Genomic DNA, 17,226 nt, shown 5'->3' on the forward strand with positions numbered 1-17,226 from the left:
ATAAGAAATGAATAAGAAGGTAATCCATACGGTATTTGAGAATACAGTAGCTAAATATCCTGCCAATATTTCGGTTAAAACAGAAAATAGAACACTTTCATATCTAAAATTAAATGAAATAGCGAATAAATTAGCACATACTATAAATTCATTAAATATTGAAGATAAAGGCATAATATCGGTTTTATTTGAAGAACGTCTTTATCAATTAGTATCACTTTTGGGGATTTTTAAAAGCGGAAAAGTTTACTTACCATTAGATAGTAAATACCAAGAAAAACATTGGAAAGAGATGTATAAGCTAGCTCCTAAAGTAATGCTTACATCGAATTTAAACCATGATAAAATAAAATATTTTAATAAGCAATTAGATTATCAAATTCCACTTGTTATTAATTTATCTTTAAATGAAACGAATGATTTAAAAATTACATTATTCAAGTTAATAAAAGAAGAGTATATTGAAGAAGATATACATATTGGAGAAGAATATAATAATCCTGATTTTGATATTGATGGAGATGATTCTAGTTATATTTTCTTTACTTCAGGATCAACAGGAACACCTAAAGCTGTTTTAGGAAAACACAAGAGTTTAAGCCATTTTATTCATTGGGAGTCAAAGGAGTTAGAGGTGAATGAAAATGATAGGTTAGGTCAAATTATATCTTATTCTTTTGACGCTTCTTTAAAAGATATTTTTATTTCTTTAATAAATGGAGCAACATTATGTATCCCTTCAGAAGATATAAAACAAGATACATTAAAATTGACTGAATGGATTTTAAAAGAGAAAATAACTCTTATGCATATGGTTCCAACTATGTTTAGACTTCTCACAGGAGTAGGAATTGAAAAAGAAGGGGGAATAAAAGAGTTTCCTAGCTTAAAATATATATTACTTGCAGGAGAAAAATTGTACAATAAGGATATTTTAAACTGGAGAAAGTTTCATGGTAAAAAAACAGGAATATATAATTTTTATGGAACTACTGAGTCTACAATTTTAAGTACTTATCATAAAATTGAAAATCAATTAGAAGGGAAATTGTCTGATGTTTTATGTGTTGGTAAACCTATTTCTAACACAAGAGTGTTGATAGTGAATAGTAAGAACGAAATATGTAGAGTTAATGAAAAAGGAAGTGTATACATTAGAACCCCCTTTTTATCTAAAGGGTATTACAATAATGAAAAGCAAACATTAGAAAAGTTTATTCAGAATCCTCTTTCGAAAGAAAAGGAAATAGTATATGATACTGGAGATTATGGAATATATAATGAAGAAAGAGATATTGTAATTTTAGGAAGAAAAGACGGAATGGTTAAATTAAATGGAGTTAGGATTGATGTAAATTCCATAGAAAAAGTAATTCTTGAGATAGAAGATGTCTCTATGGTAAAGTGTATGGTTTTTAAAGAAGGAAGTATAGATGCATCTTTAGTTTGTTTTTATAAATCTGACTATACAAAAGATGAAGATATTAAAAATTACTGCTCAAAATTTTTATCGTTATATGAGATACCATCCATGATTTTTAAGCTAAATGAATTTCCAATGACAGCTAATGGTAAGGTTGATGGTGTAGACTTGTATGAAAGTATTTCAGAAAGAATAACAAGTAGAGAAATGATTGAACCTAAAACTGAAGTAGAAAAAGTTTTGGTAAAATTATGGAAAGAAGTTTTGGTTATAGAAAATCTAGGAATTAATGATAATTTTCTTTTTTTAGGAGGAAATAGTATAAAGCAAATACTTTTAAGAACAAGGATAAAAAAAGAGTTTGGAGTTGCTATTTCAATAGAGGAAATCTTTCTTAATCCCACAATACATGAGCTAGGTCAACTTTTGGAAGATAGAAAAAAGAAGCATAAAGTAAAAGTAATTGAGAGTATTCCAAAATTAGAAGAGAATAGAGAAGAAGGGTACATTGTATCAAATGAACAAATGAGAATCTGGGTTACGTCTCAATCAGAAAAAGAATCAATAGCTCATAATATGCCCCATACATACAACATTGAAGGAGAATTAAATACAGAGCTGTTTAAAAAGGTCTTGCAACAAGTTGTTAACAGGCATGAGGTATTAAGAACGTCTTTCAAACTTAATAAAGAAGGAGATATAGTGCAGATAATAAATGAAAACATAGATGTTAACTTGATGTTTTCTTATAATAGAATAGATAATAGCAATACATCATTTATAGATAAATCTATAGCAGATTTCTCTGAAACATTATTTAATTTTGAGCAAGCCCCTTTATTTAAAATAATGCTTCTTCAACTTGAAGAAACAAAGTTTAAACTTTGTACTGTAATGCATCACATTATAGGTGATTACACTTCGGATCAAATTTTAATTAAAGAAATTGTAGATTTATATATAAATTTTAAAGACAATAAGAATATTGATTTAGAGCCTCTAAAAATTCAATATAAAGATTATGCTAATTGGATAAAGAATCGTATACAGTTAAATGAATTTGTTAAGGAAAAGGAATTTTGGAGTGGTTGCTTAAAAAACTTAAATAAACAATCTAAATGGTACAATATTTCTGAAGAACAGAGATTTGAAGGAGGATATGTTATAAGACAATTATCAGAAAAATTAGTTGTAGATGTTAAAGAATTATGCTTAAAGCATAATTATAATTTAATGGGAGTAATATCTGCGGCTTTAGGGGTTCTAGTTTATAAAACTACTTCTCAAAAAAATGTAGTTATTGGTGTTCCAGTGAATTTAAGAAATCACCCTGATTTACTAAATCAAGTAGGGTTATATTTAAATTTACTCCCATTAAATGTAACAATTAAAGAAGAAGATTCTGTTAAAGATTTAGTAAAAGAAACTTTACAAAAACAGATAAAAATGATAGATAATTCTTTTTATCCTTTCGATTTAATTGTAGATGATTTTGAACAACAGCATAAAGAGAATTTGATTGATAGAATTGATGTTTATGTAAATTACATTAATCATGAAGATTCTAATATAAATATTGAAAATCTAACTGTTTACCCAGAGGTTAGAAAAAACAAAAAGAGTAAATTTCCTATCTGCTTTTATATAAGTAATTACGAAGAGTCTATTTCCTTTAGAATAGAATATCAAGTAAATATATTTAGTGAAACAGAGATAGAAAAGATTGCCAATCGATTCATAAAATGCCTAGAAGAGTTTACCTACTCACCAGATAAAAAGATAGGTGAAATTGATGTAATAGATAAAGAAACCATTCCTTCTTTTAGCTTTTAAAAAACAATTCTAAGTTACTATTCTTAGATGTAGTACTTGTAAATCCATATACAATATTATCAACCTCATTATCCTGATATTTAAAAATATTAGGCTAGAATGGTTGTAAAAAAAATAAAAATGAAAACATTAAGTTCTTACCATCAACAAAGACTTTGGTTTATTGATTATTTTGAAAAAGGAGATTTATATCCTGAAGGACCAGTTTATCACAATATACCATTGATTTTTAGTGTTAAAAAACAGCTGTCATATGAAGATATTGAAAAAGTTGTTTATGAACTGTTATCAAAAAATGAAGTTTTAAGAACTAGTTTTTCTAGGTCTGAAGGAACAGTCTTTCAAGAAATTCACAGCATAAATGAAGTTTCAATAGACAAGATATTACAACAAGAAATAAACTTGTTATCTAGGCTAAAGAATCTACAAGAGTTAGCTTTTACTTTTGATGATAATTTTTTAATAAAATGTTATTTTGAAAATTTAAAAGATAAAACTCTGATTTATTTTGTAATTCATCACGCTTTAATTGATAGAAAAAGTATTGGGTTAATTAAAAATCAGTTCATTTCAATCTTAGATAATCCTACTTCAGGAGCTGATAATAAAATTCAATTCCAACATTTTTCTAATTGGCAAAATAATTTAAACGAGGAAGATTTAGAGTCACTGTTATTTTACTGGAGGTCAAAACTGAATGATTTACAAGTATTGTATTATCCAACAGACTTTGAAAGAGAACAAGTGCATATTTATAAAGCAAAGTCAACTTTAAGATTGCTAGATCGACAAGATATATCTCAATTTGCTCATAATCATAATCTAAATACAGAAACGTTGTTTTTAAGTGCTTATAAAATGGCATTGGCAAAATTAACAGGATTGAATGATATTGTTATAGGAACTTTAATGGATTTGAGAAATGACCAAATTAAAGAATTAGTAGGTCCTATAGAGAACTTAGTTGTTTTACGTTCAAAAGTTGATAAAAATAAAATTTTAGAAGAGCTATTATTTTTAATCGAGGAAGGAAGAGAGGAAGCAGAAAAATATAAAACAATGCCATTTGATAAATTGGTTCTAGAGCTCAATCCTAAGAAAGATATGAGTAGAACAGCATTGTTTGATATATTTTTCAACTATGAGAAAGAAGAAGCTTATGAAAGGAATCTTATTACCGAAAGTATAGTAAATAAAGGTTTTGGTAAGTATGATTTTAACCTTTTAGTTACAGAAAGAAATGATTTTTTTCATTTAGGGCTAACATATAATGAACTATATTTTAAAGAAGAAACTGCAAATTCATTACTAAACCTAACAATTGATATTCTAAATAGAATAGTCAAAAATAATAAGGTTATTTTAAAAGAAATACCTCTAGTTTCAGGACAAGAATATAATAGGGCTGTAGGAAGTACGTCAATTCAGGAAGTTTCAACCGATTCAATAATAGATGTATTTTCTAAACAAGTTAAAATGTTTGGTTCAAGGTTAGCGCTTAGTAGTTCGTTAGGAGAAGTAACCTATGAAGATTTAGATAATGAATCAGCGAAGTTGGCGAACTATTTGATTAATAGTTGTGGGGTGCTACCTGAAGATCGAGTAGCAATTATAATTCCTAAATCTATTGAACTAATAGTTGCAATTATAGGTGTTTTAAAAACTGGTGCAGCTTATGTTCCTATAGATATTAATTACCCTGATGAGCGAAAGAATTTTATGATAGAAGATTCTGAATGTAAATTGGTAATAGATGAAAGTTTTATTAATAAAACTAAAGAGAACATTAATCGAGAATCAATAGTTTTATCAAAGTCTGAAATAAGTTCTTCAAATTTAGCATATATCATTTACACTTCAGGAACAACTGGAAAACCTAAAGGAGTAATGATAGAACATAAGAATGTTTTGAGTTTGTTGACTTCTTGTTATGAGAAATTTGAATTTTCAGAAAAAGACACTTGGACTTTTTTCCATTCTTATTGTTTTGATTTTTCTATTTGGGAAATATTTGGGGCGTTACTTACTGGGGCAAACGTGCTGATTTTAAATAATGATGAGGTAAGAGACCATGAGGTCTTTATAAAATTAATGAATAAGTATAATTCTACAATTTTTAGTCAAACACCATCTGCGTTCTATAATTTTATTGCGTTAAACAATAAAGTACCAACTTTACGCTATGTAGTTTTTGGAGGGGAAGCTTTACATCCTATCAAGTTAAAAAAATGGAGAAGCGAAAACCCTGAAGTTTCTTTAATAAATATGTATGGAATAACTGAAACAACTGTACATGTTACATTTAAAGAACTTTCAAACGATGATATGTATAAAGCGACAAGTAACATTGGTAAGCCTTTATCTTTTGCGAATAGCTATATTGTTGATCAAGATGGTCAAATTGTACCTTTTGGAAGACCTGGTGAATTGTACGTCTCAGGAAATGGAGTAGCGAGAGGATATTTAAATAGACCAGATCAGCAAGAAGAGAAGTTTTTACCTTGTCCTTTTGATGAATACAGTACTATGTATAGAACTGGAGATTTAGCTAGATTTTTACCTTCAGGAGAGTTAGAATATTTGGGAAGAATTGATGATCAAGTTAAAATTAGAGGGTATAGAATCGAGCTAGACGAAATCAAAAAGCAAATAGATTCATATAAAGGAGTTAAAGAGAGTGCAATTACCTTATTGGAACTTTCTGATGGAGATAAAGGGATAGCAGCTTATGTGGTTCTTGATAAAAATGAAAGCATTAATAGTTTAAAACTTCATTTAGGTAGTAAAGTGCCAGAATATATGGTGCCTGCATTTTTTATTGAAATGGATCAAATTCCAATAAACTCTAATGGGAAAATTGATAAAGTAAATTTACCAAGTCCATTTGACAGTATAGAAAAAAATGAAAAGGATATAAAAGAACCAATTACAGATGTTCAAATAAAACTTTTTAATATTTGGAAAAATGTACTGAATACTGAGTCATTTGGAATAGAACATAATTTTTTCGAACTAGGAGGGCATAGCTTAAAAGCAACAAGGCTTATTAGTGCCATTCATAAAGAGTTTGAAGTAAGATTAGAGTTAAAGCAAATATTTGCAAATCCAACTCTTGAACAACAGGCTTTATTGATTGAGGCTTCAGATAAAAATAACTTTACAGAAATAAAACTATTAGAGCAGCAAGAGTTTTATCCAGTGTCAGATGGTCAGAAAAGATTATGGGTTCTAAGTCAATTTGAAGAGAGTTCGGTTGCTTATAACATGGTGTCTTATCTAGAATTAGATAGTGATTATGATGTGTCAAAATTTGAAAAAGCTATTCAATTAGTTTTAGAGAGACACGAAATTTTAAGGACAGTTTTTAAAACAAATTCTAAAGGAGAAGTAGTACAAAAGATACTTGAAAAAGATGATTTTGAATTTAAAGTAACTCACAAAGATTTTAGTTCTTTTGATAACCCTTATGAAGAATTCTTAGAATTCATAAGAAAAGATAAGAATACTCCATTTAACTTAAGTTCTGGGGCTCTTTTTAGAGGAAGTATTATTAAATTTTCCAATGAAAAAACTGTCTTTTATTACAATATGCATCACATAATTAGTGATGGATGGTCTATTGATATATTAAGAAGAGATGTATTAGCATATTACGAGAATTTGCTTAAAGCTAGCGAGCTTAATTTACCATCATTGAAAATCCAATATAAAGATTATGCGTCGTGGCAGCAAGAGCAAGTAAGGGGAGTAAACTACAAAAAGTACAGAGACTATTGGTTAGAAAAACTAAAAGGAGAATTGCCATTACTTGATTTACCATATCAAAAAAACAGACCTAAAATTAAAACATACAATGGTGGTGCTTATCAAGGAGCTTTGAATTTAGAACAAACAAAAAAAATAAAAGAATTTGTTCAAAAGAATCAAAGTACATTGTTTGTTGGATTAGTAAGTATTTGGAATTTAATCCTTCATAAATATTCAGGTAACAATGATATAGTTATAGGAACATCCGTAGCAGGAAGAGGACATGAAGATTTAAAGGATCAGATAGGTTTTTTTGTAAACACCATAGCACTACGAAATTATATTAATCCTAAACAAAGCTATCAAGATATTTTTCAACAAGTGGATGAAAATACATTAGAAGCTCTTGAAAATCAAATGTATTCATTTGATAGGTTAATAGAAGAGCTAAATGTTGAAAAGAGCTTAGATAGAAGTCCTGTGTTTGATGTAATGCTAGTATTACAAAATACTAGTGAAATTGAACAAACAAGAGGGAAAGAAGTATTAAGTGAAACTATAGAAGTTTCTGAAGAAATTATATCAAAGTTTGATTTAGAAATGTTTTTTCAGGAAAGAAAAGGTCAATTATGGTTTCAAATCAATTACAACAAAGATGTTTATAAACAGGAATTAATACCTCAATTAATAAAGCATTTTAAGCAGGTTTTAGATATAGTAATCTCTCGACCTGAAATTGAAATTGAAAATATAGAGTACCTTTCTGAGGAGGAAGAAACTAGGTTATTAGAATCATATAACGATACTCAAGCTTATTTTTCAGAAAGTGTATCAGTAATTGATTTGTTTACCAAACAAGTTAATGAAAATTCAGATGCCATAGCCTTAAAGGATTTTAATGGAAAATCATTAAATTATAGGGAGTTAGATATTCTATCAAATAAGTTTGCTCATTATTTAATTGATAATCATGAAATAAAAAGGGGAGATTTAGTAGGAATAAACATAGATAGAAGTGTAGATACAATAGTTGTAGTTTTAGGTATTTTAAAAGTTGGAGCAGCTTACCTTCCTTTAGACTCAAACTATCCTCAATCAAGAATAGATTATATTCAAAGTAATAGTAAATGTAAGCTAAGTGTAGATGAAGCTATTTTAAATGAATTTAATCAGAATAAAGCTAATTTATCAGAGTCAAAGCAACTTTTTAAGCCCCAAGCGACAGATTTAGCTTATGTTATTTATACTTCAGGATCAACAGGAAAACCTAAAGGAGTTATGATTGAGCATGGAGCTTTGTTAAATTACTTAGAATGGGGGCAAAATTATTATTTGAGAGAAGTAAAAGAGAAAGCAGGTTTTGGTTTATTCACATCATTATCATTTGACCTTACTGTAACTAGTTTGTTTTTGCCATTAATTTCAGGAGCTACTTTAAATGTGTTTTCAGGTAACGAAATAGTTTCTGATTCATTAAAATTTTATTTTGAAAGTGATATACCTTGTATTAAGCTGACTCCGGCTCACATCATTTTATTGGGAGGTATAGAATTTAATCCAGGGAAAAAAGAATTAATAATTGTAGGAGGAGAAGCTTTAACAAATCGCCATATAAATATTTTAAGAAAGTATTATCCTAAAGCAAAAATTATTAATGAATATGGTCCTACTGAGGCTACTGTTGGATGTGTAGTATGGGATACAAGTAACTTAGAACAAAAGATATTAATCGGAAACCCTATAGGTAATACAGAGGTTTATGTATTGGATGATTCATTGAGTTTAGTAGCAGAAGGAGTTTCAGGCGAGTTATACATATCAGGTTCAGGCTTATCACGCGGGTATTTACACCGTCCAGAATTAACGGCAGAACGTTTTATATCCCATCCATTTAAAGAAGGAGAACGTTTGTATAAAACAGGAGATGTTTGTCGCTGGTTACCAGGAGGAGTTTTAGAATATATAGGACGTATAGATGATCAGGTAAAAATCAGAGGGCACCGCATAGAGTTGGGAGAAATAGAAGGAGAGTTAGACTTAATAGAAGGAGTAGAATCATGTGTTGTATCTATTAAAGAAGTATCAGGAGAGGCTGTATTAGTAGCGTATTTTATAGGATCTGTAGAAGGAGTTACATTACGTAAAGAGTTGGAATCATGCTTACCCTCATATATGGTTCCACATTATTATGTGTCTATAGAAGCAATTCCATTAACCCCAAACGGTAAGGTTTCACAATCATTATTACCAGAGGTGAGCGATTCAGACATGCTTCGAGAATCGTTTTTATCAGCACGTAATGAAGAGGAAAAAGTTTTAATAGAGGTTTGTGAATCTGTTTTACAACGAGAAAGAATAAGTGTATTAGATAATTTTTACAATTTAGGAGGCGATTCGATTAAATCAATTCAAGTAGTATCACGCTTAAAAGCATTGGGTTATGAATTAGGAGTTTCAGATATTCTATCACATCCAGTTTTATCAGACTTATCGTTATACATAAAAAAAGAAGTAAAAACTCAAGATCAATCGGTTGTAAAGGGAGATGTATTTTTATCACCTATTCAACAACATTTTTTCAAAGACTCAGGTATAGTTACTACTAATCACTATAACCAATCGGTTTTACTAAAGAGCAGGTTGCCTATACATAAAGAGTTTTTAGAAGAAAGCATTTCAAGATTGTTAGAACATCATGATGCTTTACGTATGATTTTTAGTAAAGAACCTTCATGGAGTCAGTATAATAGAGAAGAGTTAGGCTATTCATCAATAATTCAACATTACGATTTAACAGGAGTAGAAGATTTATCGTTAGAAATAACGAGTATAGGAGACGAGTTACAAGGTAGTATAAATATCCTTACAGGCGAGTTAGTAAAAGTAGCTCACATTACAACCTTAGAAGGAGATTACTTGGGTATTATTATTCATCATTTGGTAGTAGATGGAGTTTCATGGCGAATTTTATTAGAAGACTTATCAAGTTTATATACCAATTTGGTTAAAGGAGTAAAAGAGGCATTACCTCTAAAAACAAGTTCATATCAACAATGGAGCAAGGAACAATATAATTATAGTCAAGAAGTATTAGTCGCCAAAGAACATTCTTATTGGGAAAACTTATTACTTAAAGATTTAGTCACTTTTCCAGTAGATAACAGGATAGAATCACCTATTGTAATTGATAGTAAGGAAGGTTTTAGATTGCTAGAAACTTACACAAGTTTGCTAGAAGGAGAACTTCACAGTCGATATTCTACGAATATTCAAGATATTTTATTAGCATGTTTAGGAGTAAGTTTATCTAGGACGTTTGGAGTTAAAGAAACTTTACTTGAGTTAGAAGGACATGGTAGATTATCTTTTACAGAAGATGTAGATGTCACAAGAACAGTAGGTTGGTTTACGAGTTTGTACCCTTATTTATTAAATGTAGATTCTACGGAAGATTTATTTAAAGTTTTAATAGAAGTAAAAGACTCTTTACGAAGTATACCAAACAAAGGTATAGGTTACGGTATGTTAAAGTATTTATCAGGCTCTACCTTACAAGAAGTACAACCAACAATTCAGTTTAATTATTTAGGAACATTTGGTAATGAATTTAAGAAGGAAGATGGAGGATTGTTTAGCTTTAGTGATATAAGTTTAGGTAAAGATGTTTCCACAGAAGAATCGAGTAGTATACCACTTCGTATCTCGGGAGCAATAATTTCTGGAGAATTACAAATATATGTTCATTACAGTTCCTTACAATATAAGAGGTCAACAATAAAAACAATGATTGACTCATATGAGTCAACATTAAAGAGTTTAATAAGTCAATTAGAAGAAAAAGAAGGAGACTATTTAACCTCGTCAGATTTAACATATAAATCACTATCGTTACCATCATTATCAAGCATAACAAAGAACCATGAGATACTAGATGTTTATGAATTGTCGCCATTACAACAAGGAATGTATTATCATTGGCTTCAAGACGTTTCCTCGAGTTTATATTTTGAGCAGTTATCGTATAAACTATCATCAAAAACTTTAGATCTATCGCAAGCAAAGCAGGCTTATGAGATACTACAGTCACGTCATGATGTTTTACGTACCGGTTTTACTAACGATTATAACGGTATTCCTTTACAGATTGTATATAAAGAAGGCGACGTTAACTTTAGAGTAGTAGAAGAAGCAAAAGGTTCGTTTGATAGTTGTGTGGACAAATTGAAGGAAGAAGATCGTTTATTAGGCTTTGATTTATCATCACGCTCACAGATGCGATTAACCGTTGTAAATTACGGTTTGGGCGATTATGAGTTTATTTGGAGTTTTCACCATATTTTAATGGATGGATGGTGTATAAGTATTTTACTTAATGAATACTATCAGATTTTAAACTCTATCCAAAAAGGAATATCACATAAATTAAATAAACCATTAGCATACTCACGTTATATAGAATGGTTAAGTCAATTAGATCAGAGTAAATCATTATCCTATTGGGAAGACTATTTATCCTTTTATGAAGAAATAGCAAGTTTACCTTATAAAGGAAGTGGAGATTCAACTCAACAAGGAGTTCGAGGAAGTGAAGAAATTGTCATTCAATCATCATTATATGAATCACTATCAACGTTATGTAAACAACATTCAATAACACAGAATACTTTTATACAGGGAGTTTGGGGTTATTTATTATCAAAATACAACAATAGTCAAGATGTAGTTTTTGGAAGTGTAGTTTCAGGAAGACCAGGATCTTTATCAGGAGTAGAACATATGGTTGGGTTATTTATTAATACAATTCCAGTTCGAATAAAATATAATTCATTAACCACCGGTTTAGATTTATTAAACCAAGCTCATCAAGACTCAATAAGAGGACAATCTCATCATTACTTAAACCTATCAGAGATTCAGTCAAATAGTGGATTAGGCATGGATTTAATAAACCATGTTTTAGTATTTGAGAATTTTGCTTTACAAGAATCGATCAAACAAAGAGAATCAGATTTATCACTAACTATAAAAGAAGTAGATAGTTTTGAACAAACCCATTATGATTTTGGACTACTAGTTCACCCTCAAAATGATAGTTTACGCATTCGATTAGAATATGATTTAGGAGTTTATTCAAGCTCTCGAATGAATTTAATAAAGTCTCACTTTGAGCAATTATTAACAAGCTTTATAACCACACCATATTTAAAGTTATCATCATTAGAATTTTTAACAGTAGAAGAAAAACATGAGCAGTTAGAACTGTTTAACGCTACTAAAATGTCTTATGATTTAGAATCTACTTTAGTTAGTTTATTTAAATCACAAGTTTTATCAATACCAGATTTGATAGCAGTTTCTTATGAAGAAGAAAGTTTAACATATAAAGAATTAGATGAGTTATCAAATAGATTAGGGAATTATTTACAATCAGTCCATAACATAGGTAGAGGAGACTTGGTGGGATTAAAATTAGAGCGAGGTTTATGGATGATAGCAAGTATTTTAGGGGTATTAAAATCAGGCGGAGCTTATGTTCCAATAGATATCCACTATCCAGAGTCACGAAAGGCATATATTCTAGAAGATAGTGGTTGTAAGGTTTGTGTAGATGATGTTTTGTTAAAGGACTTTAAAAATACACAAGAAGAGTATTCAAAACAAGCTTTAGCAGAGCAACCCCAAGCGACAGATTTAGCTTATGTTATTTATACTTCAGGATCAACAGGAAAACCTAAAGGAGTAATGATTGAACATAGGAATGTGGTAAATCTAATAATTACTCAGACTAATAAGTTTAAGATAGATGAAACAGAAAAGGTATTACAGTTTTCAAATATTTCGTTTGATGCATCTGTAGAGCAAATATTTTTAGCTATTTTAAATGGTTCGGAATTAGTTTTAGTATCAAGAGAGGATATTTTAAATCCGACAGCCTTAGAGAAAATAATTGATAAAAAAGAGATAACACATCTACATGCTACTCCAAGTTATTTGAAAACTTTAGCGTTAACAAGCGATACAAAATTGAAAAGAATTATTGCAGGAGGAGAAGCTTGTTCATCTGAGTTATCAAAGAAATTGGGAAAGGTAGCCTATTTCTATAATGAGTATGGACCTACAGAAACTACAGTTACCTCAATAGAATATCATCTTGAAAATCAATATCTGAATAATAAAATATATCCGATCGGAAACCCTATAGGTAATACAGAGGTTTATGTATTAGATGATTCATTGAGTTTAGTAGCAGAAGGAATTTCAGGCGAGTTATACATATCAGGTTCAGGCTTATCACGCGGGTATTTACACCGTCCAGAATTAACGGCAGAACGTTTTATATCCCATCCATTTAAAGAAGGAGAACGTTTGTATAAAACAGGAGATGTTTGTCGCTGGTTACCAGGAGGAGTTTTAGAATATATAGGACGTATAGATGATCAGGTGAAAATCAGAGGGCACCGCATAGAGTTAGGAGAAATAGAAGGAGAGTTAGACTTAATAGAAGGAGTAGAATCATGTGTTGTATCTATTAAAGAAGTATCAGGAGAGGCTGTATTAGTAGCGTATTTTATAGGATCTGTAGAAGGAGTTACATTACGTAAAGAGTTGGAATCATGCTTACCCTCATATATGGTTCCACATTATTATGTGTCTATAGAAGCAATTCCATTAACCCCAAACGGTAAGGTTTCACAATCATTATTACCAGAGGTGAGCGATTCAGACATGCTTCGAGAATCGTTTTTATCAGCACGTAATGAAGAGGAAAAAGTTTTAATAGAGGTTTGTGAATCTGTTTTACAACGAGAAAGAATAAGTGTATTAGATAATTTTTACAATTTAGGAGGCGATTCGATTAAATCAATTCAAGTAGTATCACGCTTAAAAGCATTGGGTTATGAATTAGGAGTTTCAGATATTCTATCACATCCAGTTTTATCAGACTTATCGTTATACATAAAAAAAGAAGTAAAAACTCAAGATCAATCGGTTGTAAAGGGAGATGTATTTTTATCACCTATTCAACAACATTTTTTCAAAGACTCAGGTATAGTTACTACTAATCACTATAACCAATCGGTTTTACTAAAGAGCAGGTTGCCTATACATAAAGAGTTTTTAGAAGAAAGCATTTCAAGATTGTTAGAACATCATGATGCTTTACGTATGATTTTTAGTAAAGAACCTTCATGGAGTCAGTATAATAGAGAAGAGTTAGGCTATTCATCAATAATTCAACATTACGATTTAACAGGAGTAGAAGATTTATCGTTAGAAATAACGAGTATAGGAGACGAGTTACAAGGTAGTATAAATATCCTTACAGGCGAGTTAGTAAAAGTAGCTCACATTACAACCTTAGAAGGAGATTACTTGGGTATTATTATTCATCATTTGGTAGTAGATGGAGTTTCATGGCGAATTTTATTAGAAGACTTATCAAGTTTATATACCAATTTGGTTAAAGGAGTAAAAGAGGCATTACCTCTAAAAACAAGTTCATATCAACAATGGAGCAAGGAACAATATAATTATAGTCAAGAAGTATTAGTCGCCAAAGAACATTCTTATTGGGAAAACTTATTACTTAAAGATTTAGTCACTTTTCCAGTAGATAACAGGATAGAATCACCTATTGTAATTGATAGTAAGGAAGGTTTTAGATTGCTAGAAACTTACACAAGTTTGCTAGAAGGAGAACTTCACAGTCGATATTCTACGAATATTCAAGATATTTTATTAGCATGTTTAGGAGTAAGTTTATCTAGGACGTTTGGAGTTAAAGAAACTTTACTTGAGTTAGAAGGACATGGTAGATTATCTTTTACAGAAGATGTAGATGTCACAAGAACAGTAGGTTGGTTTACGAGTTTGTACCCTTATTTATTAAATGTAGATTCTACGGAAGATTTATTTAAAGTTTTAATAGAAGTAAAAGACTCTTTACGAAGTATACCAAACAAAGGTATAGGTTACGGTATGTTAAAGTATTTATCAGGCTCTACCTTACAAGAAGTACAACCAACAATTCAGTTTAATTATTTAGGAACATTTGGTAATGAATTTAAGAAGGAAGATGGAGGATTGTTTAGCTTTAGTGATATAAGTTTAGGTAAAGATGTTTCCACAGAAGAATCGAGTAGTATACCACTTCGTATCTCGGGAGCAATAATTTCTGGAGAATTACAAATATATGTTCATTACAGTTCCTTACAATATAAGAGGTCAACAATAAAAACAATGATTGACTCATATGAGTCAACATTAAAGAGTTTAATAAGTCAATTAGAAGAAAAAGAAGGAGACTATTTAACCTCGTCAGATTTAACATATAAATCACTATCGTTACCATCATTATCAAGCATAACAAAGAACCATGAGATACTAGATGTTTATGAATTGTCGCCATTACAACAAGGAATGTATTATCATTGGCTTCAAGACGTTTCCTCGAGTTTATATTTTGAGCAGTTATCGTATAAACTATCATCAAAAACTTTAGATCTATCGCAAGCAAAGCAGGCTTATGAGATACTACAGTCACGTCATGATGTTTTACGTACCGGTTTTACTAACGATTATAACGGTATTCCTTTACAGATTGTATATAAAGAAGGCGACGTTAACTTTAGAGTAGTAGAAGAAGCAAAAGGTTCGTTTGATAGTTGTGTGGACAAATTGAAGGAAGAAGATCGTTTATTAGGCTTTGATTTATCATCACGCTCACAGATGCGATTAACCGTTGTAAATTACGGTTTGGGCGATTATGAGTTTATTTGGAGTTTTCACCATATTTTAATGGATGGATGGTGTATAAGTATTTTACTTAATGAATACTATCAGATTTTAAACTCTATCCAAAAAGGAATATCACATAAATTAAATAAACCATTAGCATACTCACGTTATATAGAATGGTTAAGTCAATTAGATCAGAGTAAATCATTATCCTATTGGGAAGACTATTTATCCTTTTATGAAGAAATAGCAAGTTTACCTTATAAAGGAAGTGGAGATTCAACTCAACAAGGAGTTCGAGGAAGTGAAGAAATTGTCATTCAATCATCATTATATGAATCACTATCAACGTTATGTAAACAACATTCAATAACACAGAATACTTTTATACAGGGAGTTTGGGGTTATTTATTATCAAAATACAACAATAGTCAAGATGTAGTTTTTGGAAGTGTAGTTTCAGGAAGACCAGGATCTTTATCAGGAGTAGAACATATGGTTGGGTTATTTATTAATACAATTCCAGTTCGAATAAAATATAATTCATTAACCACCGGTTTAGATTTATTAAACCAAGCTCATCAAGACTCAATAAGAGGACAATCTCATCATTACTTAAACCTATCAGAGATTCAGTCAAATAGTGGATTAGGCATGGATTTAATAAACCATGTTTTAGTATTTGAGAATTTTGCTTTACAAGAATCGATCAAACAAAGAGAATCAGATTTATCACTAACTATAAAAGAAGTAGATAGTTTTGAACAAACCCATTATGATTTTGGACTACTAGTTCACCCTCAAAATGATAGTTTACGCATTCGATTAGAATATGATTTAGGAGTTTATTCAAGCTCTCGAATGAATTTAATAAAGTCTCACTTTGAGCAATTATTAACAAGCTTTATAACCACACCAGATTTAAAGTTATCATCATTAGAATATTTAACAGTAGAAGAAAAACATGAGCAGTTAGAACTGTTTAACGCTACTAAAATGTCTTATGATTTAGAATCTACTTTAGTTAGTTTATTTAAATCACAAGTTTTATCAATACCAGATTTGATAGCAGTTTCTTATGAAGAAGAAAGTTTAACATATAAAGAATTAGATGAGTTATCAAATAGATTAGGGAATTATTTACAATCAGTCCATAATATAGGTAGAGGAGACTTGGTGGGATTAAAATTAGAGCGAGGTTTATGGATGATAGCAAGTATTTTAGGGGTATTAAAATCAGGCGGAGCTTATGTTCCAATAGATATCCACTATCCAGAGTCACGAAAGGCATATATTCTAGAAGATAGTGGTTGTAAGGTTTGTGTAGATGATGTTTTGTTAAAGGACTTTAAAAATACACAAGAAGAGTATTCAAAACAAGCTTTAGCAGAGCAACCCCAAGCGACAGATTTAGCTTATGTTATTTATACTTCAGGATCAACAGGAAAACCTAAAGGAGTAATGATTGAACATAGGAATATTGT

General features: G+C 30.1%; 1 protein-coding gene and 2 pseudogenes. All 3 read left to right on the plus strand.

The window, feature by feature from the left end; translation table 11 throughout:
• Positions 1-7 precede the first annotated feature (7 nt).
• On the plus strand, positions 8-3,256 hold the full coding sequence (locus C7448_RS06415; protein WP_115900533.1) for a condensation domain-containing protein: 3,249 nt from the start codon (positions 8-10) through the stop codon (positions 3,254-3,256).
• Positions 3,257-3,376: 120 nt separating this feature from the next.
• Positions 3,377-17,077, plus strand: a pseudogene (locus tag C7448_RS06420) (amino acid adenylation domain-containing protein); the annotation flags it as partial.
• A gap of 69 nt (positions 17,078-17,146) precedes the next feature.
• Positions 17,147-17,226, plus strand: a pseudogene (locus C7448_RS16215) (AMP-binding protein); the annotation flags it as partial.

The sequence above is a fragment of the Tenacibaculum gallaicum genome (assembly GCF_003387615.1).
Classification (GTDB): Bacteria; Bacteroidota; Bacteroidia; order Flavobacteriales; family Flavobacteriaceae; genus Polaribacter; species Polaribacter gallaicus.